This is a genomic window from Nocardia cyriacigeorgica NBRC 100375 (assembly GCF_000308555.1).
In the GTDB taxonomy this organism is placed as follows: domain Bacteria; phylum Actinomycetota; class Actinomycetes; order Mycobacteriales; family Mycobacteriaceae; genus Nocardia; species Nocardia cyriacigeorgica.
The window spans coordinates 19,823-43,019 of record NZ_BAFY01000219.1 but is presented as its reverse complement, the minus strand read 5'-3'; the positions used below and the strand labels follow the sequence as shown (position 1 = coordinate 43,019).

The 23,197-nt window shown below is 67.3% G+C and carries 24 protein-coding genes; 11 read left to right on the top strand and 13 right to left on the bottom strand.

Annotation, left to right across the window (positions count from 1 at the left end; genetic code table 11):
- Nucleotides 1–1,611 (top strand): DNA-directed RNA polymerase subunit beta (locus RJ05_RS22680; RefSeq protein WP_036540463.1); only part of this gene is annotated, 1,611 nt, incomplete at its 5' end.
- A 99-nt stretch (nt 1,612–1,710) separates the two neighbouring features.
- A complete protein-coding gene (locus tag RJ05_RS22675; protein ID WP_036540452.1) occupies nt 1,711–5,664 on the top strand; it encodes a DNA-directed RNA polymerase subunit beta' in 3,954 nt (1,317 codons plus the stop codon).
- An 80-nt stretch (nt 5,665–5,744) separates the two neighbouring features.
- On the opposite strand, the gene RJ05_RS22670 is transcribed toward RJ05_RS22675, so the two are convergent.
- Nucleotides 5,745–6,941 carry a Fic family protein gene (locus tag RJ05_RS22670; protein WP_036540449.1) on the bottom strand — a complete coding sequence of 399 codons (1,197 nt, stop codon included), beginning with the start codon at nt 6,939–6,941 and terminating at the stop codon, nt 5,745–5,747.
- A 59-nt stretch (nt 6,942–7,000) separates the two neighbouring features.
- Nucleotides 7,001–7,690 (bottom strand): DUF8020 domain-containing protein, encoded by a 690-nt coding sequence (locus RJ05_RS22665; protein WP_234012412.1) that lies wholly within the window; start codon nt 7,688–7,690, stop codon nt 7,001–7,003.
- A gap of 135 nt (nt 7,691–7,825) precedes the next feature.
- Between RJ05_RS22665 and RJ05_RS22660 the strand changes: the two genes are divergently transcribed.
- Complete coding sequence (locus RJ05_RS22660) at nt 7,826–8,164, top strand: ArsR/SmtB family transcription factor (protein WP_036540447.1); 339 nt, start codon at nt 7,826–7,828, stop codon at nt 8,162–8,164.
- A complete protein-coding gene (locus RJ05_RS22655; protein ID WP_036540445.1) occupies nt 8,161–8,640 on the top strand; it encodes an SRPBCC family protein in 480 nt (159 codons plus the stop codon). The genes RJ05_RS22660 and RJ05_RS22655 overlap by 4 nt, the downstream gene beginning before the upstream one ends.
- 57 nt (nt 8,641–8,697) lie before the next feature.
- On the opposite strand, the gene RJ05_RS22650 is transcribed toward RJ05_RS22655, so the two are convergent.
- The 6 genes from RJ05_RS22650 to RJ05_RS22625 form a co-directional block, all read right to left on the bottom strand.
- The gene (locus RJ05_RS22650; protein WP_036540443.1) at nt 8,698–9,681 is read right to left on the bottom strand and encodes a pirin family protein; all 984 of its coding nucleotides are present in this window, start codon (nt 9,679–9,681) and stop codon (nt 8,698–8,700) included.
- A 70-nt stretch (nt 9,682–9,751) separates the two neighbouring features.
- Nucleotides 9,752–10,063: a GNAT family N-acetyltransferase gene (locus RJ05_RS22645; protein ID WP_036540440.1), complete on the bottom strand. Its 312-nt coding sequence runs from the start codon at nt 10,061–10,063 to the stop codon at nt 9,752–9,754.
- Entirely contained in the window at nt 10,060–10,542 is a 483-nt protein-coding gene (locus RJ05_RS22640) for a carboxymuconolactone decarboxylase family protein (protein WP_036540437.1), read from the bottom strand. Before RJ05_RS22640 ends, RJ05_RS22645 begins: the two co-directional genes overlap by 4 nt.
- A 158-nt stretch (nt 10,543–10,700) precedes the next feature.
- Nucleotides 10,701–11,741, bottom strand: a complete 1,041-nt coding sequence (locus RJ05_RS22635) for an aldo/keto reductase (protein ID WP_036540433.1) — start codon at nt 11,739–11,741, stop codon at nt 10,701–10,703.
- A complete protein-coding gene (locus RJ05_RS22630; RefSeq protein ID WP_036540430.1) occupies nt 11,734–12,192 on the bottom strand; it encodes a MerR family transcriptional regulator in 459 nt (152 codons plus the stop codon). Before RJ05_RS22630 ends, RJ05_RS22635 begins: the two co-directional genes overlap by 8 nt.
- A 93-nt stretch (nt 12,193–12,285) precedes the next feature.
- Nucleotides 12,286–12,669: a VOC family protein gene (locus RJ05_RS22625; protein WP_036540427.1), complete on the bottom strand. Its 384-nt coding sequence runs from the start codon at nt 12,667–12,669 to the stop codon at nt 12,286–12,288.
- 58 nt (nt 12,670–12,727) lie between these two features.
- On the opposite strand from RJ05_RS22625, the gene RJ05_RS22620 reads away from it, so the two are divergent.
- Nucleotides 12,728–12,931 carry a hypothetical protein gene (locus RJ05_RS22620; protein WP_036540424.1) on the top strand — a complete coding sequence of 68 codons (204 nt, stop codon included), beginning with the start codon at nt 12,728–12,730 and terminating at the stop codon, nt 12,929–12,931.
- Between the two features lie 39 nt (nt 12,932–12,970).
- On the opposite strand, the gene RJ05_RS22615 is transcribed toward RJ05_RS22620, so the two are convergent.
- Nucleotides 12,971–13,462: a SixA phosphatase family protein gene (locus RJ05_RS22615; protein WP_036540421.1), complete on the bottom strand. Its 492-nt coding sequence runs from the start codon at nt 13,460–13,462 to the stop codon at nt 12,971–12,973.
- Between the two features lie 172 nt (nt 13,463–13,634).
- Here RJ05_RS22615 and RJ05_RS22610 point away from each other — a divergent pair, with 172 nt between their 5' ends.
- The gene (locus tag RJ05_RS22610; RefSeq protein WP_036540419.1) at nt 13,635–15,305 is read left to right on the top strand and encodes an FAD-dependent oxidoreductase; all 1,671 of its coding nucleotides are present in this window, start codon (nt 13,635–13,637) and stop codon (nt 15,303–15,305) included.
- A 63-nt stretch (nt 15,306–15,368) separates the two neighbouring features.
- Here the strand turns inward: RJ05_RS22610 and RJ05_RS22605 are convergent, their stop codons facing one another.
- The 3 genes from RJ05_RS22605 to RJ05_RS22595 all read right to left on the bottom strand — a co-directional run bounded on the left by RJ05_RS22605 (nt 15,369) and on the right by RJ05_RS22595 (nt 17,798).
- Nucleotides 15,369–16,142, bottom strand: a complete 774-nt coding sequence (locus RJ05_RS22605) for an acyl-[acyl-carrier-protein] thioesterase (RefSeq protein WP_036540416.1) — start codon at nt 16,140–16,142, stop codon at nt 15,369–15,371.
- 163 nt (nt 16,143–16,305) lie between these two features.
- A complete protein-coding gene (locus RJ05_RS32500; protein ID WP_036540414.1) occupies nt 16,306–17,475 on the bottom strand; it encodes a transglycosylase SLT domain-containing protein in 1,170 nt (389 codons plus the stop codon).
- Nucleotides 17,472–17,798: a type VII secretion target gene (locus RJ05_RS22595; RefSeq protein WP_036540412.1), complete on the bottom strand. Its 327-nt coding sequence runs from the start codon at nt 17,796–17,798 to the stop codon at nt 17,472–17,474. Before RJ05_RS22595 ends, RJ05_RS32500 begins: the two co-directional genes overlap by 4 nt.
- 218 nt (nt 17,799–18,016) lie before the next feature.
- Between RJ05_RS22595 and RJ05_RS22590 the strand changes: the two genes are divergently transcribed.
- Complete coding sequence (locus RJ05_RS22590) at nt 18,017–18,991, top strand: NADPH:quinone oxidoreductase family protein (RefSeq protein WP_036540410.1); 975 nt, start codon at nt 18,017–18,019, stop codon at nt 18,989–18,991.
- A gap of 41 nt (nt 18,992–19,032) precedes the next feature.
- Nucleotides 19,033–20,136 (top strand): winged helix DNA-binding domain-containing protein, encoded by a 1,104-nt coding sequence (locus tag RJ05_RS22585; RefSeq protein ID WP_036540407.1) that lies wholly within the window; start codon nt 19,033–19,035, stop codon nt 20,134–20,136.
- Nucleotides 20,137–20,141: 5 nt separating this feature from the next.
- Here RJ05_RS22585 and RJ05_RS22580 read toward each other — a convergent pair whose 3' ends face one another.
- The gene (locus RJ05_RS22580; RefSeq protein WP_036540405.1) at nt 20,142–20,669 is read right to left on the bottom strand and encodes an Lrp/AsnC family transcriptional regulator; all 528 of its coding nucleotides are present in this window, start codon (nt 20,667–20,669) and stop codon (nt 20,142–20,144) included.
- Nucleotides 20,670–20,816: 147 nt separating this feature from the next.
- Here RJ05_RS22580 and hppD point away from each other — a divergent pair, with 147 nt between their 5' ends.
- From hppD to RJ05_RS22565, 3 genes are read left to right on the top strand one after another with little or no spacing between them, the layout of a single operon-like run.
- Nucleotides 20,817–22,019, top strand: a complete 1,203-nt coding sequence (hppD, locus tag RJ05_RS22575) for a 4-hydroxyphenylpyruvate dioxygenase (protein WP_036540402.1) — start codon at nt 20,817–20,819, stop codon at nt 22,017–22,019.
- Nucleotides 22,020–22,057: 38 nt separating this feature from the next.
- Nucleotides 22,058–22,588, top strand: a complete 531-nt coding sequence (locus RJ05_RS22570) for a DUF3558 domain-containing protein (protein WP_036540401.1) — start codon at nt 22,058–22,060, stop codon at nt 22,586–22,588.
- Between the two features lie 11 nt (nt 22,589–22,599).
- Nucleotides 22,600–23,163 carry a DUF3558 domain-containing protein gene (locus RJ05_RS22565; RefSeq protein ID WP_373365078.1) on the top strand — a complete coding sequence of 188 codons (564 nt, stop codon included), beginning with the start codon at nt 22,600–22,602 and terminating at the stop codon, nt 23,161–23,163.
- Nucleotides 23,164–23,197 lie beyond the last annotated feature (34 nt).

Genomic DNA, 23,197 nt, shown 5'->3' with positions numbered 1-23,197 from the left:
AAGGCCGGTGTGGTCGAGGAGGTCTCCGCCGACTACGTCACCGTGATGGCCGACGACGGCACCCGCAAGTCCTACCGGATGCGCAAGTTCGCCCGCTCCAACCAGGGCACCTGCGCCAACCAGCGGCCGATCGTGGACGAGGGCCAGCGGGTCGAGACCGGCCAGGTCCTCGCCGACGGCCCCTGCACCGAGAACGGTGAGATGGCGCTGGGCAAGAACCTGCTCGTGGCGATCATGCCGTGGGAGGGTCACAACTACGAGGACGCGATCATCCTGTCGCAGCGCCTCGTGGAAGACGACGTCCTCACCTCCATCCACATCGAAGAGCACGAGATCGACGCCCGTGACACCAAGCTGGGCGCCGAGGAGATCACCCGGGACATCCCGAACGTCTCCGACGAGGTGCTGGCCGATCTGGACGAGCGCGGCATCGTGCGCATCGGCGCCGAGGTCCGCGACGGCGACATCCTGGTCGGCAAGGTCACCCCGAAGGGTGAGACCGAGCTGACCCCGGAGGAGCGGCTGCTGCGCGCCATCTTCGGTGAGAAGGCCCGCGAGGTCCGCGACACCTCGCTGAAGGTGCCGCACGGTGAGTCCGGCAAGGTCATCGGCATCCGCGTGTTCTCGCGCGATGACGACGACGATCTGCCCCCGGGTGTGAACGAGCTGGTCCGGGTGTACGTGGCGCAGAAGCGCAAGATCCAGGACGGCGACAAGCTGGCCGGCCGCCACGGCAACAAGGGCGTCATCGGCAAGATCCTCCCCACCGAGGACATGCCGTTCCTGCCCGACGGCACCCCGGTCGACATCATCCTGAACACCCACGGTGTGCCGCGTCGTATGAACATCGGCCAGATCTTGGAGACCCACCTCGGGTGGATCGGCAAGGCGGGCTGGCAGGTCGACGTGGCAGGCGACGGCAGCCGTCCGGACTGGGCGAAGGCACTGCCGGAGGAGATGCTGTCCGCGCCGGCCGACTCGAACATCGCCACCCCGGTGTTCGACGGTGCCCGCGAGGAGGAGCTCACCGGTCTGCTCGCCTCGACCCTGCCCAACCGTGACGGTGACCGCATGGTCGACGAGAACGGCAAGGCGACCCTGTTCGACGGCCGCTCCGGCGAGCCGTTCCCGTACCCGGTCGCGGTCGGCTACATGTACATCCTGAAGCTGCACCACCTGGTCGACGACAAGATCCACGCCCGTTCGACCGGCCCGTACTCGATGATCACCCAGCAGCCGCTCGGCGGTAAGGCGCAGTTCGGTGGTCAGCGCTTCGGTGAGATGGAGTGCTGGGCCATGCAGGCCTACGGCGCCGCCTACACCCTGCAGGAGCTGCTGACCATCAAGTCCGACGACGTGGTGGGCCGCGTGAAGGTCTACGAGGCGATCGTCAAGGGCGAGAACATTCCGGAGCCGGGCATTCCGGAATCGTTCAAGGTGCTGCTCAAGGAACTCCAGTCGCTGTGCCTCAATGTCGAGGTGCTGTCCTCCGACGGCGCCGCGATCGAGATGCGCGACGGTGACGATGAGGATCTGGAGCGGGCGGCGGCCAACCTGGGCATCAACCTGTCCAGGAACGAAGCGGCCACCGTCGACGATTTGGCGAACTAGGCGGTCGGCCGGATGCCCTGCTCGGGCATCCGGCCTCCGCGCTCGACTCACTAGTGAACTTTTGCTCGAATTCGACCCGCACAGGGGAAAGGAAGTTACGTGCTAGACGTCAACTTCTTCGATGAACTCCGGATCGGCCTTGCCACTGCCGAAGACATCCGCCGGTGGTCCTACGGTGAGGTGAAGAAGCCGGAGACCATCAACTACCGCACGCTCAAGCCGGAGAAGGATGGCTTGTTCTGCGAGAAGATCTTCGGTCCCACCCGGGACTGGGAGTGCTACTGCGGTAAGTACAAGCGTGTCCGCTTCAAGGGCATCATCTGTGAGCGCTGTGGCGTCGAGGTCACCCGCGCCAAGGTGCGCCGTGAGCGGATGGGCCACATCGAGCTGGCCGCCCCGGTCACTCACATCTGGTATTTCAAGGGTGTGCCCTCGCGGCTGGGTTACCTGCTGGACCTGGCGCCGAAGGATCTGGAAAAGATCATCTACTTCGCCGCCTACGTCATCACCAGCGTCGACGAGGAGCTGCGGCACAACGAGCTGTCGACCCTCGAGGCCGAGATGGAGGTCGAGAAGAAGGCCGTCGCCGATCAGCGCGACGCCGATCTCGAGGCCCGCGCCCAGAAGCTCGAGGCCGATATCGCCGAGCTCGAGGCCGAAGGCGCCAAGTCCGACGTCCGCCGCAAGGTCAAGGACGGCGGCGAGCGCGAGATGAAGCAGATCCGCGACCGCGCCCAGCGTGAGCTGGATCGCCTCGACGAGATCTGGACCACCTTCACCAAGCTGGCCCCCAAGCAGCTCATCGTGGACGAGGTCCTCTACCGCGAGCTGACCGACCGCTACGGCGAGTACTTCACCGGCGCGATGGGCGCGGAGTCCATCCAGAAGCTGATGGAGAACTTCGACATCGAGGCCGAGGCAGAATCGCTGCGCGAGACCATCCGCAGCGGTAAGGGCCAGAAGAAGCTGCGTGCGCTCAAGCGACTCAAGGTCGTCGCGGCGTTCCAGTCCAACGGCAACTCGCCCATGGGCATGGTGCTCGACGCCGTTCCGGTGATCCCGCCGGAGCTGCGGCCGATGGTTCAGCTCGACGGTGGCCGTTTCGCCACCTCCGACCTGAACGACCTGTACCGCCGCGTGATCAACCGCAACAACCGCCTCAAGCGACTGATCGACCTCGGTGCGCCCGAGATCATCGTCAACAACGAGAAGCGGATGCTGCAGGAGTCCGTGGACGCGCTGTTCGACAACGGCCGTCGTGGTCGCCCGGTCACCGGTCCGGGTAACCGCCCGCTGAAGTCGCTGAGCGATCTGCTCAAGGGCAAGCAGGGTCGTTTCCGTCAGAACCTGCTCGGTAAGCGCGTCGACTACTCGGGCCGTTCGGTCATCGTCGTCGGCCCGCAGCTCAAGCTGCACCAGTGCGGTCTGCCGAAGCTGATGGCGCTCGAGCTGTTCAAGCCGTTCGTGATGAAGCGCCTGGTCGACCTGAACCATGCGCAGAACATCAAGTCCGCCAAGCGGATGGTCGAGCGGCAGCGGCCGCAGGTGTGGGATGTCCTCGAAGAGGTCATCGCCGAGCACCCGGTGCTGCTCAACCGTGCGCCCACCCTGCACCGTCTCGGTATCCAGGCCTTCGAGCCGCAGCTGGTGGAAGGCAAGGCCATCCAGCTGCACCCGCTGGTCTGTGAGGCGTTCAACGCCGACTTCGACGGTGACCAGATGGCCGTGCACCTGCCGCTGTCGGCGGAGGCGCAGGCCGAGGCGCGCATCCTGATGCTGTCGTCGAACAACATCCTGTCGCCGGCCTCGGGTCGTCCGCTGGCCATGCCGCGTCTGGACATGGTGACCGGTCTGTACTACCTGACCCGCCTGCAGGAAGGCGCCAAGGGCGAGTACCGGCCCGCCACCAAGGATGCTCCGGAGCAGGGCGTGTACTCCTCGCCGGCCGAGGCGCAGATGGCGGTCGACCGTGGTGAGCTGACCGTGCGTTCGCTGATCAAGGTGCGGCTGACCGACCAGCGTCCGCCCAAGGACGTCGAGGCCGAGCTGTTCCCCGACGGCTGGCGGCGCGGCGATGCGTGGACCACCAAGACCACGCTGGGCCGGGTGCTGTTCAACGAGCTGCTGCCCGCGGACTACGCGTTCATCAACGAGCAGATGCCGAAGAAGCGGCAGGCGACGATCATCAACGATCTCGCCGAGCGTTACCCGATGATCGTGGTCGCGCAGACCGTCGACAAGCTCAAGGACGCCGGTTTCTACTGGGCCACGCGTTCGGGTGTCACCGTCTCCATGTCGGACGTTCTCGTTCCGCCGGAGAAGGCCGAGATCATGGAGCGCTACGAGGCGCAGTCGGATCAGATCGAGAAGAAGTACCAGCGTGGTGCGCTCGATCACCAGGAGCGCAACAACGCCCTGGTCAAGATCTGGCAGGAGGCGACCGAAGAGGTCGGTAAGGCGCTGCGCGCGCACTACCCGGCCGACAACCCGATCATCACGATCGTCGATTCGGGCGCAACGGGTAACTTCACCCAGACTCGTACCCTCGCCGGTATGAAGGGTCTGGTGACCAACCCGAAGGGTGAGTTCATTCCGCGGCCGATCAAGTCCTCCTTCCGTGAGGGCCTGACCGTTCTCGAGTACTTCATCAACACCCACGGTGCCCGTAAGGGTCTGGCCGACACCGCGCTGCGTACCGCCGACTCGGGTTACCTGACCCGTCGTCTGGTGGACGTCTCGCAGGACGTCATCGTGCGCGAGCACGACTGTGGCACCGAGCGCGGCATCGTGGTGCCGATCGCGGAGAGGCAGCCCGACGGCTCGCTGATTCGCGACGCGCACGTCGAAACCTCCACCTACGCCCGCACTTTGGCGCAGGACGCGATCGACGCCGACGGCAACGTCATCATCACGAAGGGTCACGACCTGGGCGACCCGGCCATCGAGGCGCTGCTCGAGGCCGGTATCACCGAGGTGAAGGTCCGCTCCGTGCTGACCTGCACCACCGGCACCGGCGTCTGCGCGACCTGCTACGGCCGTTCCATGGCGACCGGCAAGCTGGTCGACATCGGTGAGGCCGTCGGTATCGTCGCCGCGCAGTCCATCGGTGAGCCCGGTACCCAGCTGACCATGCGTACCTTCCACCAGGGTGGTGTCGCGGGTGATGACATCACCGGTGGTCTGCCGCGTGTTCAGGAGCTGTTCGAGGCTCGTGTGCCCAAGGGCAAGGCGCCCATCGCCGAGGTCTCCGGTCGCGTGCGGCTCGAGGACGACGACCGCTTCTACAAGATCACCATCATCCCCGATGACGGTGGCGAAGAGGTTGTCTACGACAAGCTCTCGAAGCGTCAGCGGCTGCGGGTGTTCAAGCACGACGACGGCACCGAGCGTCTGCTCTCCGATGGTGATCACGTCGAGGTCGGCCAGCAGCTGCTGGAAGGCGCGGCGGATCCGCACGAGGTGCTGCGCGTGATGGGCCCCCGTCAGGTGCAGATCCACCTGGTCCACGAGGTCCAGGAGGTGTACCGCTCGCAGGGTGTGTCGATCCACGACAAGCACATCGAGGTCATCGTGCGTCAGATGCTGCGTCGCGTGACGATCATCGACTCCGGTGCCACCGAGTTCCTGCCCGGTTCGCTCACTGAGCGCGCCGAGTTCGAGGCGGCCAACCGTCGCGTCGTGTCCGAGGGTGGCGAGCCCGCGGCCGGTCGCCCGGTGCTGATGGGTATCACCAAGGCGTCGCTGGCCACCGATTCGTGGCTGTCGGCGGCGTCGTTCCAGGAGACCACTCGAGTGCTGACGGACGCGGCCATCAACTGCCGCTCCGACAAGCTCATCGGCCTCAAGGAGAACGTGATCATCGGTAAGCTGATCCCCGCCGGTACCGGTATCAACCGTTACCGCAACATCCAGGTTCAGCCCACCGAAGAGGCCCGTGCCGCGGCGTACGCGGTGCCGTCCTACGACGACACCTACTACAGCCCGGAGGGCTTCGGCACCACCACCGGTGCCGCGGTCCCGCTGGACGACTACGGTTTCAGCGACTACCGGTAATCGGTAGGTAGGCAACAGCTTTCGGCCCTCGCATCGTTCACGGTGCGGGGGCCGAACGCTTTCTTTCAACCGAAACCGGTTCAGCCAAGGCTTCGTCGACCTGCGCGAGTGGCGAATGCGTCCAGGGCATCGAGGATCTCCCGGGCCTGCCACATGCGGTTGCGGCGCATACCGGTGAACTCGGTGAGGATGCCGGCCTCGACGAGCGGGGAGAGGGCTCGCAGTGCGTTCGAGGCGGTGGTGCCGAGCTCTCGTGCGAGGGTCTCCGTATCGAACACCGGGATGCGTAGTGCCAGATCGGCGACCCGCCAGGACATGGCTTGCGGGCGGACTCTGATCATCGATTCCCATCGCTGCCTGGTGCCGGAGATCTCCGACACCAGTTGGCGGGCATTGGTGATCGCGGCGAATGATGCCTCCGCTACGGCGGTGACGATCGGCGCCAAGTCACCGGCGCGATAGGCGGTCAGTGCGGAGAAATACGCATCGACATCGGTGAGCAGGCCGGCAGCGATCGGGACCGTCACGTTGGGAGTGAGTTCCTTCGCGCGCAGCATCGAGTGGATCAGTGCTCGGCCGGTACGTCCGTTGCCATCGGTGAATGGATGGATCGTTTCGAACTGTGCGTGCGATATGGCTGAGTGCGCAAGAATCGGAATGTCGTCGCGGCGGGTGAAGGCCATGAGGTCGGCCATCGCCTCTGGAACGTGGTCGTGGTGCGGAGGGACGAACGTCGCTCCGTGCGGGCCGTAGTTGTCTCCGCCGATCCAGACCTGCTCGGTCCGCCACTGGCCGGCCGATTCCGAATCGACGGCCGACATCAATGCCGAATGCATGGCGAGCACCAGGTTCTCATCGAGATGGCCGCTGAGGTCGATGGCGGTCTGCATGGCGTGCACGTTGCCGACGATCTCTACGGCATTGCGTTGATCGGTAGCGCCGAGTTCGGCGAGTGCGATCGCCTTCGCGCCTGAGGTGAGGTTTTCGATGCGGGACGACGACGTGGATTCCGATCGCAACAAGATCGCGCCGAAGGGCGCCAGTCGTGCACCGGATTCGGCGTCGAAGCGCGCGATCTCGATCGAAGCTTCGTCGGCGATGGCGAGTATCGCGCTGGGCAGGTGGACCTGCTGTGCGGCGATGCGTGGCACGACCGCAGAGTCGTAGGGGCCGCGGTGGCGCTCCCGCACCCTTCGCGAGACAAGGTCAGAGGGGACCGACGGAACCCAAGTCCGCGCCTCCCAGCCAATCGGCGGCCATGGCGTAACTGATTCCATGGCCCGACCTTACACTCAGTTTCCTCAAAACTGAGTGCAAGGTAGGTGGTGAACGAACTTCAGGGGGTGCGGGTCAGATAGGCGACGGCGGCGTCGATGGCGGGCTGGCCGCCCGAATGGGCGAGGCCGGCGAAGGCGCCGATGGCGGCGCCGACGACGGTGCCGACGGGGACGGTGATGAAGTCGAGGACGAACAGGCCGAGCGGCAGGCCGAGGACGAAGCCGATGGCGCCGCCGATGACCGCGCCGGTGATGATGGCGGGCTTGTGGCGTTCGACTTCGGCGAAGAAGCGTTCCTCGGCGTTGATGTCGCGCAGCGGGGTGGCCGACGTCTCCGAGGGGGCGGGGGTGAGGGTGAGGCTGGTGCCGTCGTCCTCGATCAGTGGGGCCAGGTCGACCTGCTTGTCGCCGAGGCGGATGGCCATGGGGAACGCGGCGACGACGTGGCCGGTGCGATTGGTGAGCGTGACGACGCGGTCGTCCTCGACCAGGTCGAAGCGGCCGCCGTCGATCGTGGTCACCGCGGCGCGCCGATCCTGATCGGCGCTGACCCGGTAGTCGATCTGCTCGACGGTGCCGGACAGATCGAGCTTCGCCTTGTCCGGGGTGGGCTCGGCCGGTGCGAGGCCGGCGCTGACGCCGGTGACGGTCAGCGTGAGCAGTGTCGTCGCGGTAATCCTGGTGAGCCTCATCGTGTCCTTTGCGCTCGCGCCGTCGGCGAAATGTCCGGTTCGGGTTGCGAAGACCATACCGGGACCATGCGGTGCACAGGAACCGAACGCGGTGCTACGCCGTGCTTTCGTGGCGTCACACAAGCGAGCCTGATCCGGAACTTCCCGCCCGGGTATTGACACCGGCGGAATCGATCCGCAACACTGAACTAGATGGTTCAGTATGACTTCCTAGACGCCTCCTTCGGAGCGCTTGCGGACCCCACCCGACGGGGCATCCTCGAGCGCCTCGGACGTGGCCCCGCCACCGTCAGCGAGCTGGCGGAGCGCTTCGCGATGACCCTCACCGGCATCAAGAAGCACATCCACCTGCTCGAAGCAGCGGGGATGGTGGTCACGGAGAAGCGTGGCCGGGTGCGGTACTGCCGGCTCGGCGAGAACGTCTTCGACCGTGAGGTGGCCTGGATGCAGGGCTATCGGCGGATGGTGGAGGCCCGGATGGACCGTCTCGGTGAATTCCTCGAATCAACGGAAACGGAGCAAACCCCATGAGTACAACCACGAACGATGCCGTTATCTCGACGACCTCGGATACCGAGATCCATGTCGAGCGAGTGTTCAACGCGCCGGTGGACCGCGTCTGGGAGGCCTACAGCCGGATCGAGCAGCTGTCGCGCTGGTGGGGCCGTGGCAATCGACTCGATGTCGAGCGTTGGGAGTTCCGCAAGGGTGGGCACTGGCGTTTCGTCGAACACGCCGACGGTGAATCGCACGGATTCGAGGGGCGCTTCCGGGAGATCACCCCGAAGGAGCGGATCGTGCAGTCCTTCGAATGGGACGGCATGCCCGCACATGTCGCCATCGACGCCACCACGTTCGTCGATCTCGGCGACGGCCGCACCAAGGTGGTCACCGACAGCCAGTTCCACACCAGGGAAGAGCGCGACGGCATGCTCCAGTCGGGCATGGAGTCCGGACTCAACGAGAGCTACCGGGCCCTGGATGCCCTGCTGGCCGAATCGGCCTGAGCCACAGCCATTCCCGCGACCCGGCTCCGCGCAGTGGTGCCGGGTCGCCGCGCATGATCAGTGGCCGCCGAACCGTCGCTTGCGCGGTTTGAGCCGGAGCCCGGGCAGCGGCGGGGCCGGGATCCGTTGTTGCGGTGGATGTCCCGCGATATCGGCGAACCGCTCGACGTTGCGATTCTCCCAATCCGCGCGAGCGGCCATGATCTCGTCGTGGCTGCGGCCGACGAAGTTCCACCACATCACCAGATCCTCGCCGAAGGGTTCGCCGCCGATGAGCGCGAAATGCGCGCCCGCGCTGCTGGCGAGAGTGAGCTCGGTGCGTTCGGTGCCGAGGTACAGCAGCGGCCCGGGGCCGAGGTCGGTGCCGGCGATGGTCAGCTCGCCCTCGAGTACCAGCACGGCGTACTCGAACCCGGGCTGAACCGGCAGCCTCACCCGCGCGCCCGCGTCGATATGAGCATCGGCGCCGACCAGCGGGGTGTAGGTGATCGCGGGGGAGGTGACCCCGGCCAAGGTACCGAGCAGGACCGTCGCGCGCAGGCCCGCGACCTCGTAGACCGGCAATTCGCGGTGCTGCTCGAAATGCGGTTCGATCCCCGCGGCCGAACCCGGCAGCGCGATCCACAATTGCAGGCCGTGCCCGGCGGGCGCGCCCGCGACACCGTACTCCGAATGCGCGATACCGCGTCCCGACGTCATCAGGTTCAGCTGACCGGGCTCGATCTCCACATCGGAGCCGACCGAATCGCGATGCCGGATCTTGCCTTCGAACGGCCAGGTGACCGTCTGCAACCCGATATGTGGATGCGGATCGATATCCGGCGGCGCCCCGGTCTTGGTGACGGTGGGCGAACCGAAATGATCGAGGAAACACCAGGCGCCGACCGTCGGCAGGTCGCGCTGCGGCAGCACCCGCTCGACGAACACGCCGCGCACGCCGCCGAGCGGCACCTCACGCGCCGGGTACTGCTCGGCCACCGGACCAGGGCCCGGCGAGGGTTCGCACAGCGCTTCATCCGGATGCGGATCGAGGTCGCTCATGCACGCGCTCCGCTCGGCTTCTCGCTGCGCGGGCGCCCAGACGTCGCCGGTGCCGGCTCGCCGAGCGCTCTCACCGGGTGATCCCCTTACCGACGACATGCGCATCGTATTCGGCATGTTTGTCGAGGTAGGCCTTGATGAACGGGCAGACCGGGTGGATCACGCGTTCGCGTGCGATCACGTCCTCGATGGCCTGATGTGCGAGCACGGTGCCGAGGCCCTTGCCGCCGAACGCGTCATCGATCTCGGTGTGGGTGAACACGGTCTGGTCGCCGCGTTCCTCGTACTCGGTGAAGCCGGCGAGCTCGCCGCCATACCAGATCTCGTAGCGGTGCTTGCTCTCGTTGTGGACGACGTCGGTCGCCACCGTCGAATCGGTCATGCTCCGTCTCTCCTCTCGCGCACCGGGTGTTTGCTCAGTATCGACACGCGGTTGAACGCGCTGATCGTGGTTGCGGCCCAGACGATGACCGCGAGCTGGTCTTCCGAGAATTGCTGGCGAGCGCCAGCGTACTCACGATCGATGCTCGCCTCGTCGGCGAGCGTCGCCGTGGCTTCGGCCAGCCCGAGGGCCGCGCGTTCGGCCGGGCCGAAGAAGTCGCCGCGACGCCAGGACGGCAGCATGGCCAGTTCCTGCGCGCTCGCGCCGGCGGTCAGCGCGGCCCGGTGATGCAGGTCCAGGCAGCTCGCGCAGCCGTTGATCTGGGAAATCCGTACGTTGATCAGTTCGAGGAGGCGGCGGTCGAGCCCGGCGTCGGCGCCGGCGGCGCGCACCGCTGTCGCGAGGTGGACCAGTGCGCGGTACGCGGTGGGCGTCTGCCGGTCGATCCACACGCGTTCCTGGGCGATGTCGGGCTCCATGATCGGATGCTAGCCCGTGCCGCCTCGCGACGCGCGTGCGGATCCGGAACAAGCGGACCGTAGTCCGATCCGGCTGTCGCGGTGCGCAGCCGCGATCGGGATCCGGCCGACCGGTGGCGGCGAGCGGGTCGATCGCGGCTGCGGATTGGATGAGCCGGTTACTCGCGACCGGCCGAGGTGAACGACATATCCGCGTACCTGTCGCCCGCCACCCGGCCCGCGATGGGTTCCAGGCTCGCCAGCTCGTCGGCGGACAACTCCAGGCCAGCCGCCGCGACGTTCTCCTCCAGCCGGGTGCGCTTACGGGTGCCAGGAATCGGAACGACCGAGAGCCCGTGCGCCGCTGCCCGGGAATGCACCCAGGCCAGCGCCACCTGCGCGGCGCTCACTCCGCGGGCTTCGGCGATGGCGTGCACGGGCGCAAGCAGTGCGGCGTTGCGCGCGGCATTGTCACCGGTGAACCGGGGCATCCGGGCGCGGAAATCGCCCTCGCCGAGTTCGTTCGCGGTGCTGAACGAGCCGGTGAGGAAACCGCGGCCGAGCGGGGAATACGGCACGAACGCGACACCGAGCTCGGCGGCGGCGGGAACGGCGGTCTGCTCCACGTCGCGGGAGAACAACGACCACTCCGACTGCACGGCGGCGATCGGATGGATCGCGGTGGCGGCCTTCAATTCCGGGCCGGTGACCTCCGACAGGCCCAGCGACCGAACCTTGCCCGCTCGGACCAATTCGGCCATGGCGCCGACGGTGTCTTCGATCGGGACCTCGGGATCGCGCCGGTGCATGTAATACAGATCGATCACCTCGATACCGAGTCGGCGCAAGCTGGCATCGACCGAGGCGCGGATGTATTCGGGGGAGTTGTCGAACCCGCGGTAGGCGGGGTCATCGGCTTTGCGGATGATGCCGAACTTGGTGGCCAGCACCACGTGCTCGCGGTTGGCCCGGACGAAATCGCTGAGGAACTCCTCGTTGTGGCCGGAACCGTAGACGTCGGCGGTGTCGAACAGGGTGACGCCGAGCTCGAGCGCCCGGTCCAGCGTGGCGCGGGCCTCGGCGAGATCGGTCGCGCCGTAGAACTCGCTCATCCCCATGCAACCCAGGCCCTGTGTGCCGACCTCGATGCCGCTGGTGCCGAGGGTCGTTGTCGCGAGCGTGCCGGTCTGCACGGACTCGCTGCGCGATGCGTCATTCATCGGTTGTCCCTTCGCAATGGATCGACCTGATCGGACGGACCGTCGTCGACCTGCCCTCGTAGAGCTCGATCTTGTAGTCGAGCACGGCGACGGTCCGCTGTAGTTCGGCGATCTTGGCCAAGGTGTCCGCGCGGGTGGCGCGGAACATCTCCAGGCGCTGGGGCAACGTGGCGTCGCCGGCACGCACGAGCTCGGCGTAGCGGACCATGTCCGCCACCGACATACCGGTGGTGCGCAGCCGGCCGATCAGCTCCAGCCAGTCCAGGTCACGGTCGCTGAACCGGCGCTTGCCGGTGTGGTCGCGGCCGATGTAATCCATCAGCCCGATGCGCTCATACCAGCGCAGCGTGTCCCGGCTCAGCCCGCATCGCTCGGCCACTTCACCGATCGAATAGCGCGGCCGTTCCCTTTCGCTGCTGTCAACACCACCCTGACGTGCGGTTTCGCTCACCTGACTGCCCCTCTCGCCGAACGCCGACGACGTTAGTCACCTGGAGTGCACTCCAAGCAAACACGAATCGAGAGGGGCGCGGCAGCGGCAGGCTCAGCTCGGCGGGCCCGCCGCGTAATCCGGCAGTTCCTGAACCGCCCATTTGTTGCCGTCGGGGTCGGAGAAGAAGGTGAACAGGCCCCAGCCGAGGTCCTTCACCGGCGTGGCCTCCACTCCGGCCGCGCGCAATTGCTGATAGGCCTGCTCGGCGCTGTCCACCACCATCTGCATCCCTTCGACGCTGCCTGGCGCCGCCTCGGTGATGCCGCGTCCGATGCAGATCGAACAGCCGGAACCGGGCGGGGTGAGCTGCACGAAACGGATGTCTTCACTGGGCGAATGATCGTGATCGGCGTTGAAACCGATCTTGGTGTAGAAGTCCTTGGCGCGGTCGACGTCGGTCACCGGGATGGCCACGAGTTCGATTTTCCAGTCCATGTGACGAGCATCGCACCGAGCACCGACACGTTGGCCGCTTCCGGCCTACCCTGGAGCCATGCCAGGTAAGGAAATCGACCGCGTCCGGGCCCGTTCGGCCTGGGCCACGGTCAAGGAAAGCCCGGTGATCACCGCCATCGCCGTCGCGCCGTTCGCGCTCGCGCTCGGTGTGGTGTGGTGGTTGTTCGGCGGGTTCGCGGCCTTCGTGCTGCTGGTGCTGCTCGGGGCCGGTGTGGTCTTCGGCGGCAAGCTGCTGCGCTGACAGCCCGGTTCGGCAGCTCGGCAAGGGGTCTCTACGTATTCAGCGCGCCACGTGGAAGCTCACCAGTTCACCGGTGCCCGGATCCACCTGCGACCACGGCCGGTCGAAGTGCAGGACCGCCAGCGCCGAGGTGGGGAACTTGCGGCTGAGTTCGATCGCGGGCTCGCTGTCGCGGTTGCTCGCCAGCTCCCACGCCGTCCATGGCATACCGGGAGCGTGGCCGATCACCAGCAGCGTGGCGACGTCGTCATCGCTGAGCTGGACCAGCTCGATGAGGGTCTGCGGCGAGGCCTCGTAGATGCCGCGTTCGTAGACCACCGGCGCGTTGACGCCGGTCGCGGCCAGCGTTTCGCGGGTGCGGGTCGCGGTCGAACAGCGCACCGCGTCGATGGGCGGCTGGGTCTCGCGCAGCCACTGTCCGGCCAGCCCCGCTTCCCGCTGCCCACGCGGTGCGAGCGGGCGTTCGTGGTCCTCCACGCCGTCGGGATAAGCCGATTTACCGTGCCGCATGAGGATCAGAGTCCGCACCATGGCACTACCGTAAGCCCTCCGGTGCAGAGACTCCTGCCACACTCGAGGCAAACTGAAAGCGGCGTCACAGCACGACGGCCCTCCGGTCACCCCGTGATCCGCACCGTGACGCTGCGCCACCCACACCCGGGGTGGTCATAGCCCGCGCACAGTTTTCGAGGATCTGCACAATATGGCCTACGTAATCACGCAGCGTTGTTGCAATGACGCCAGCTGCGTTTCCGAGTGCCCGGTCGACTGCATCCGACCCACCCCGGACCAGCCGGAGTTCGCGACGACCGAGATGCTCTACATCGACCCCGACACCTGCATCGACTGCGGAGCCTGTGTCGACGCGTGCCCGGTGGAGGCCATCTTCTCCGAAGACGACCTGCCCGCATCGCTGGCCCGATTCCGCGATATCAATGCCGCCTACTTCCAGCGGCATCCGCTGGAGACGAACTTCGATCCGATCGCCGCGCCCACCAGACCACCGAAGGAACTGGGCACGCTACGGGTCGCCGTCGTCGGCGCGGGCCCCGCCGCCTGCTATGCCGCCGACGAGCTCCTGCGTCGCTCCGACGTCGAGGTGGAGATGTTCGACCGGCTGCCGACGCCGTGGGGTCTGGTGCGCGCGGGTGTGGCCCCGGACCACCCGGGCACCAAGGGCGTGTCGAATATGTTCCAATCGGCGTTCCGCCGCGACACGCTCCAGTTCTATCTGAACGTCGAGGTCGGTCAGCACATCACCCACGAGGAGCTGCTCGAACATCACCACGCCGTGGTGTACGCCGTCGGCGCGGCCTCGGACCGGCACATGAACGTCCCGGGCGAGGATTTGCCCGGCAGCCATTCCGCGACCGAGTTCGTGGCCTGGTACAACGGCCATCCCGATTACGCCGACCGGGAGTTCGACCTGTCCGGTGAGCGAGCGGTCATCGTCGGTAACGGCAATGTCGCCCTCGATGTGGCCAGGGTGCTCACCGTCGACCCGGACGAGCTGGCCAAGACCGATATCGCCGACCATGCCCTGGACGCGCTGCGCCGCAGCAATATCCGCGAGGTCGTCGTGCTCGGCAGGCGCGGTCCGCTGCAGGCCGCCTACTCCTCGCCGGAGTTCATGGCGCTCGCGCATCTGAAGGGCGTCGACGTCGTCATCGATCCGGCGGAGCTGGAACTGGATCCGGCCGGCCAGGCCATCCTCGACGATCCGGACGTGGAGCCGTCGCTTGCGCTGAAATACACCCTGGCCAAGGAGTACGCGGCCGCCTCCAGCGATCCGGGCAACAAGCGGATCGTCTTCCGCTACCTGGCCTCGCCCACCGGGCTGACCGGCACCGACCGGGTGGAATCGCTGGAGTACGTGCACAACGAATTGCTCAGCGAGGGCGAGCAGTTGGTGGCCCGCGCGACCGACCGCACCGGCAGTCTGCCTGCCTCGCTGGTGCTGCGCTCCATCGGATACCGCGGTGAACCCGTCGCCGGCCTGCCCTTCGACGAGCGGCGCGCGGTGGTGCCCAACGAGCACGGCCGGGTCATCGGCGAGGACGGCACACCGGTGCCGGGGGTCTACGTCAGCGGCTGGATCAAGCGCGGCCCCCGCGGTGTGATCGGCTCCAACCGGGTCGACGCGGAGGAAACCGTCGAGGGCCTGATCGCCGATTTCATCGCGGGCAAGCTGGCCACCCCGCGTGGCGACCGAGCCGCGCTGCGGGCGCTGGTCCAGCAGCGTCAGCCGGATCTGGTCGACCGCGACGGCTGGCGGGCCATCGATCAGGCCGAGCGCACGGCGGGCAAATCCGCCGGGCGTCCGCGGGTCAAATTCACCACCCGCCCGGACCTGCTCAAGGCCGCCAACAGCTGAGGCGCCGAGACGCACCCGGCCGTGGAGTACGCCGAGAGCGGCCAACGGCCGGGTGCGGCTCGATCAGCTGGGCAGCGGCATGACCCGAACGATGGTCGTGGTGGTGCCGCCGACGACGAACCATAACCGCAGTGTGGGCGCGCCCGCACCGTCACCGGGCTCGTAGCGGCTGCGCACGGTGATGTGCTCGCGCGCCAGCACCGGCGCGACGTATTCGATGACGGCGCGGTGCGGACCAGCCACCAGCTTCGGATAGTCGACCAGGAACTGTTCGACCGCCTGCCAGTAGCAGGCGTTGTTGACGTGGTTGTACTGGTCGATATCGGTGGCGCGGACCGGGAACGGCTGGTCGGTGTCCGATTCGGGAGGGGTGGCGTCGGTGAGCCACGGCCGCCAGCGCAGCCGGTGTTCCTGCGCGGTCTGCGCCAGGTAGGCCAGGCCCTCATCGCTGATCCGGGCCGGGCGGTTGTTGGACTCGCTGATATTGATCCAGAATCCCTCGGTCTCGATGAGACCGCCGTTGTCGCTGGTGATCCGGACCCGCATATTCGTCCAGCGGGTCGACATGGCCGAGCACCAGCGCTCCAGCCGGACCTGGTCCGGCCACATGATCGGCCGGACGACGTCGATGACGGTGCGCCGGACGATCCAGTTCGGATCGGTCCGCTCCAGCAGCGTCTGTTGCAGCTGTTCCCAGGCGATGTCCTGTAGATAGCGGGCGACGCCGTCGAATCGCAGACGGTTGTAGGGATCCACATCGCCGGCTCGTACGGGCCACGCCGAGGCAAAGCCCATGCCCTCCTGGGGAAGCGGGGCGAGTGGCTGATCGAGTGACACTTGTGCTCCTCGCGCTGCACGGTGTGCCGCGTTCTCATGCGGTGCTTCTTGTGAGAAGACTTTACGGGGCGTGCGTCACACCCTCGCGTCGAGCCGCCGGGTCGGGGCGCACCGCCTGCCCGCGAACCGGGGTTCCAGCAACCTTGCCGCGTCCTCCTCGCGCCTAGTAGCCCACGTAGCCCTGGTTCTGGCTCATGGCCACGATGCCGGGCACATTGCTCAGCGATCCGTAGCGTTCGATGGCGTACCTGGAGCCGGCGATGATGTTGTCGACCGGGTTCCAGATGTCGTCGTGGCCTGCCAGCTTGTAGGAGTTGAAGGTGGGGTCGATGGTCTGCATCAGGCCTTTCGACGGGATGCCCGCGGCGGCGTTGCTGTCCCAGAGGTTGATCGCGTTCGGATCACCCCCGGACTCCTTCTCGATGATGGCGGCGATGATCGCGGCATCGGAATCGGAGACGTCGTAACCGTTTTCGCGCAGTACCCGGATGGCTTCCTGGATCCATTGCGCCTGCTCGCCGGTGGGCATCCTGCTCGGCGGGCCGCCGGAGGCCAGTGCGCTCTCCGACCAGCTGCCGCCACCCGAACTCGAACCGCCACCCGAGCTCGAACCGCCGCCGCTGCCGGCTCCACTCCCGCCGCCGGACCCGGAGCCGGAGCCCGACATCAGCGGGCTGCTGTTGCCGCTCTTATCGCTCTGCGGCGCCGAGACCGAGGCCGGAGCGGTGCTCGCAGGGACCGTGGGCGGGGCGACGTTGAGCTTCGGATCGCCCAGCGTCTCGAAGGCCTGATCCAGCTTGACGGCCGCGTTCTCGACCGCGACCCGTGCGCGTTCGGCGGCGTCGGCGGCCGCCTTCAGGGCATTGGCGATATGCCACTGATGCACCGCGGCCAGATACATCTCGGCCAGGCATTCGCCTTCTACGTTTGCCTTGCCCTCGGCGTGTTTACGCAGGTAGTCCATGCGCGCCTGGGCGCTGACGGTGCCGTCGGCGGCGACCTGGAAGCCGGGCATCTCGCCGTTGGGCGTCTGCGCGGCGTCACGCAGTTGCAGCACTTTGTTCTTGGTCTCGGTGAGGTTGCCGACCTCGACGTTCAGTGCCGTCTGCAATTCCAGCAGGGCCGCGCTGACCGCACCCGCCCTGGTCTTCTCGGTGTCCATCCTGGTCTTGGCGGCGGTACCGGCCGGGCCGCTCCACTGCAAGGTCTCGGTGCTGGTGCGTCCGGAGGTGGCCAGGCCGTCGAGCCGGGTGGCCAGGTTGGCAGCATTGGTGGCGGCGGTGCCGAGCTGGTCGGGCTTCCACTGTTCGACGTCGGGAATCGTGAGTGTCACTGCGACAGTCCGATCGTGCGCAGCTTCTGCTCGAAGTCGGCTTCGGTGAGTTCATAGGCGCCCGCGGTATTGCGCAGGCTGTCGGCCACGGTGGTGAGCCGGTCGCTGATGCGCTGTAGGCACTTGCCGGTGGCGTCGACGGCATGCTGCGCGGCGGCGCCGAAAGCGGTACCGGGCAGCGCCCCGACCGCACCGCTGATGTTCGCGTCCTCGGCCGTGCCGAGTCCGGTGACGTTGCCCGCTTCGTCGCCGAGTTGCCCGGCGAAACTGCGCAGCACCTCCGGATCGACGCGGATGGTCGTGCTGCCGTCGTTCTCGCTCACGGACGTCCCCCTTCCCTCCCGATGCACTGCGGGTGAGCTTAACAAAGGCACCGCCGCTGAACAGGGGCTCCGCACAAGCGGATCGGGCGCGCCGATGTGCCGGCCGACGGGGTCGGCGTGGCGGTGTCCGGGTTGGGCACGCACGTTGCGGTCGCGCCGATTATGTTGGGATCCGGCGTCGCCGATGACGACGGCGCGGAGACGAAAGAGGTCGGCACATGCGCGCAGCCCAGGTCAGCAAGCTGGAAGGACCCGAGTCCATCGAGGTCGTCGACATCGCGGAGCCCACGCCGTTCCCCGGCAGTGTGGTGATCGATGTGCACGCCGCTGGGGTCGCGTTTCCCGATGTGCTGATGACGCGCGGGCTGTATCAGATGAAGCCGCCGCTGCCGTTCGTCGTCGGTGGCGAGATCGCCGGTGTGGTGCGCGAGGCCCCCGAGGGCGCGCATGTGCGGGCGGGCGATCGCGTGATCGCGTTGACACTGCTCGGCAATGCCATGGCCGAGGTGGCGGTGGTGCCCGCCGAGATGGTTTTCCGGCTACCCGACAACGTGTCGCTGGAGGCCGGCGCCGGTATCCTGTTCAACGATCTGACCGTGCACTTCTGCCTGCGTAACCGGGGCAGGCTGGCGCCGGGGGAGACGGTGCTCGTGCACGGCGCGGCCGGCGGTATCGGTACCTCGACGCTGCGGATGGCGGCCGCGCTCGGTGCGGGCCGGACGATCGCGGTGGTGAGTACCGAGGAAAAGGCCGAGGTCGCGCGGGCCAACGGCGCCACCGACGTGGTGCTCACCGATGGCTGGCTGGCCGCGGTGAAGGAACTGACCGGCGGGCGCGGGGTCGACATCGTGCTCGACCCCGTCGGCGGCGACCGCTTCACCGACAGCATCCGCTCGCTCGCCTCCGCGGGCCGGCTGCTGGTGGTCGGCTTCACCGCCGGTGAGATCCCCACCGTGAAGGTGAACCGGCTGCTGCTCAAGAACGTCGAGGTGGTCGGCGCGGCCTGGGGTGAATGGGTGATGACCCATCCCGGCTACCTCGCCGAACAGTGGGCCGAGGTGGAGCCGCTGCTGGCCTCGGGCGCGATCACCGCGCCGCAGCCGGTGCTGTTCCCGCTGGAGCGGGCCGCCGACGCGGTCGCCTCGCTGGACAACCGCACGGCCACCGGCAAGGTCGTCGTCACCGTCCGCTGAGGCGGGTGATTGTCGGTACCACGCTCTACTGTGAGCGGATCATGACGCTGACCACCCGGGTCCTGAACCGGACGCTGCTGGCCCGCCAGCACCTGCTCGAGCGCGCCGACCTCTCGGTGCCCGAGATGTGCGATCACCTGGTGGGTTTGCAGGCCCAGGATGTGCCGCCACCGTTCGTCGCCTTGTGGAGTCGCCTCGCCGACTTCGACCCGGCGACGGTCTCGGCCGGGCTGCTAGATCGTTCGCTGGTCCGGATCACCTTGATGCGCGGCACGATTCACCTGGTCACCGCGTCCGACGCGTTGCGCATCGCACCGCTGATCCAACCGGAACTGGAGAAGGTCCCGTTCCGGAAGGGATTCAATTACGGCGCCATGGTCGGACTGGACCCGGACGAGGTGCGCAGGCGCGGGGAAGAAGTGCTCGGCGACGAGCCGATGCCCGCCGCCGAGTTGCGCACCAGGGCCGCCGAACTGTTCCCGGACCGTGACCCGGGCGCGGTGGTGCAGACCTGGCTGTATCAGCTGCCGGTATTGCAGACGCCGCCGCGCGGGATGTGGCGTGACAACAGCCGACCGGTCTGGTCGCGGGTGCAGCCGTGGCTGGGCGCGCCGCTCGACCCGGCCTATCCGGTCGCCGAATTGGTGGTGCGGTACCTGCGTGCCTTCGGCCCGGCGAGCACCATGGATATGCAAACCTGGTCGAAGCTCACCGGGATGAAGGCGGCGGTCGCACAGCTGGGCGACCGGCTGCGCACCTACACCGACGAGCGCGGCCGCACCCTCTACGACCTGGCCGACGCCGAACTGGCCGACCCCGAGCTGCCCGCTCCGGTGCGGCTGCTCGGCTGGTACGACAACGCCCTGCTCTCCCACCAGGATCGCTCGCGCATCGCACCCGACGGCCCGCCGAACACCTCCCGGCTCCTGGCCTCGCCGATCCTGATCGACGGCTTCGTCGCAGGCATGTACAAGGTCTTTCCGGACAAGACCGCCGCCAGGATGCGGATCAGCCCGAACCGCGACTGGTCCGCGCGGGAGAAGGCCGAGGTCGAAGCCGAGGCATCGGCCTTGGCGGCCTTCCTCGAACCGGACCTCGTGCCCCGGCTCGAAATCCTGGATGTGGGTGCCGATCTGCGCCCATGAGGGCGTTATGACCGCGGTCGGTTCCCGCGATAGGCGGGCGCCTTACTCGTTCCCGTCGGCGTCAGCGTGCGCAGCAGTGGCAGCGTGCGCCGTTCCACCACCGTCGACAGCACGATCACGCTGTGTGAACGCACCACCGGCGGCGTCCGGTCGATGCTGAGCAGCACCTCTTGCAGCCCGGTGTGCGAATCCGCACCGATCCGGCACAGCACATCACCGGACCCGGTGGTCGCGTACGCCTCGAGCACACCGGGGATCGCCTCGAGTTCGGCGGCGACGGCGTCGAGCGCGCCCTGCGCGATCTCCAGCGTGACGAAGGCCTGCACCTGGAAACCGGCGGCGGTGACGTCGATCTGCGGGTCGTAGGAGGCGATCACCCCCGCCTCCTCCATCCGGGCGATCCGCGACTGCACCGTGGCCCGCGCGACCCGGGTGCGCCGGGACAGCTCCAGGATCCCCGCCTTCTGGTACTCGTGCATCGCGGTGAGGATCGCGAGATCGAGTTCGTCGAGTTTCGCCGGCGTGCGCGACATGGGCGGCCTCCGTTCGGACACTGCGGTATGCCTCGATGCTAGTCATTCTGCGCAGCATCCGAGGCGTCTTACTAGACCGATCTGCCAGTGTGGATACTCGGAAACCTGCTGGTTGCCTACCGGCGCGCACGGCGATTTCCTAGGTGCATGACTCTCGAGCAGTTGCCGGACGCCCGGCGCGCCGGTGCACCGGCCGACGATGAGCTGCGCACCCTGGTCGGCCTGGTCGATCACGACGTGAGTGTCGATCCGTTCCCGGTGATCGGCTGGGACGCGCTGGTGTGGGTGGTCGGTAACGCGACCCAGACCGCGCATTTCCTGGAATCGGCGTTCGGCATGCGGCTGGAGGCCTATTCCGGTCCGGAGACGGGCAATCGCGATCACAAGGCGTTCGTCTTGCGCAGCGGTGGTGTGCGATTCGTCGTGCAGGGCGCTGTCGATCCGGACAGCCCGCTGATCGCCCACCACGACCGCCACGGCGACGGCGTCGTCGATATCGCCCTCGAAGTACCCGATGTGGACCGGTGCATCGAGTGGGCGCGCAGCCACGGCGCCACCGTGCTGGTCGAACCGCACGACGAGAGCGACGAATTCGGCACCGTCCGCTCGGCCGCCCTCGCCACCTACGGCGAGACCAGGCACACCCTGGTCGACCGTTCCGGCTACCTCGGCCCCTACCTGCCCGGCTATGTCGCCCGGCGCTCGACCTACCAGCCGCGCCCCGGCGCGCCGGTCCGGTTGTTCCAGGCGATCGACCACGTCGTCGGCAATGTGGAGCTGGGCCGGATGGACGAATGGGTCGAGTTCTACCACCGCGTCATGGGTTTCACGAACATGGCCGAATTCGTCGGCGACGATATCGCCACCGAGTATTCGGCGCTGATGAGCAAGGTGGTGGCCAACGGCAATCACCGGGTGAAGTTCCCGCTCAACGAGCCCGCCGTGGGCAAGAAGCGCTCGCAGATCGATGAGTACCTGGAGTTCTATCGCGGCCCCGGCGTCCAGCACATCGCGCTGGCCACCTCCGACATCCTCACCTGCGTGGACAATCTGCGCCGCGAAGGTATCGAGTTCCTGCCGACTCCCGATGCCTACTACGAGGATCCCGAGCTGCGCGCGCGGATCGGCCGGGTTCGAGTTCCGGTGCGGGAGTTGCAATCTCGCGGCATCCTGGTCGACCGCGACGAGGACGGCTATCTCCTGCAGATCTTCTGCCGCCCGCTCACCGACCGGCCGACGGTGTTCTTCGAGCTCATCGAACGCCACGGCTCGCTCGGCTTCGGCAAGGGCAATTTCAAGGCCTTGTTCCAGGCCATCGAGCGCGAACAGGACGCCCGCGGCAATTTGTAGGACGGCCGGACTCGCGACCGGTCGGTAGAGTTCATCGCATGCGTATCCCGTCGGTCCTCGTCTCGGTGGCGGCCCTGACGTTGCTGCTGTCGGCGTGCGGCTCCAGCGAGGAGGGCGACTCGCCGCAGGCTCCGCACCGGCCGCCGCCGAAGGTCGCCACGCTCGGCCCGTTCGTCGGCGAATGCGGCCACGTCACCGATGACGAGGTGCGTCAGGTCGCCGGGATGGCCCAGATCTCGCAGGTGTTCAAGAACTCCACCGGCTGCAACTGGCAGGCCGCGGGCAGCGGATCCACCAGCGTCACCTTCGCCTCCTTCCGCGGCAGCCCGATCGAACGCGAACGCGCCTGGGTCACCACCCAGGGCCGCAACCCGCAGTCGATCGAGGTGGCGGGCAAGACCGGCTTCCAGGCGCTGGAGCCGAGCGGCTCGGTCTGCGACCTCGCGGTGCAGATCGGCGACGACTTCTTCGAATGGTCGATGTCCTACGGGTTGTTCGAGGCCAATGGCGGCAACCCGTGCGACAAGATGCGCAAGCTGGCCGAGCTGACCGTGCAGAGGCTGCAATGAGGGGAGCGGTGATGAGCGGCGGGGGCGCACGCGTGCGCGCGACGATGGCGGTGACGGCGGCCGTCGGCCTGACCCTGGTCCTCGGCGGATGCGGACGCACCGTGGAGGGGTCGGCTCAACCGGCCGGCGCCGCCGAGGCGAGCACGGTGAACACCGATTTCGACAAGCTGCTGCGCGAATGCGATGTGGTCTCCCAGGATCAGATCGCGAAGGTCGTCGACGAGACCGGCTTCGTGCAGCCGTCGTTCTACGGCGCGGTCTGCATGTGGGATCTGGAGGGCGGCGCGACCGGCGGCGGCATGGTCACACTGAACTGGTACGAGATCGGCTCGCTCAACAACGAGCGCACCAACAACGACAAGCTCGGCTACACCACGACGACGATCACCGTGCAGGGCCGCAGCGCGCTCGAGACACGGCGGCCCGGCGATCCCGACTCCTGTGGTGTGAGCGCGAGTGCCGCCGACACCGGCATCGTGGGATGGTGGGTGAACTACCGGCCCGGCTCGGCGCATCCCGATCCGTGCGGCGCCGCCAAGAAACTCGTGGAGCTGACCTTGAATCTGGCCAGGTGAGCGCCGCGCGGCCGGCCGCGTGATCGACCCCGCT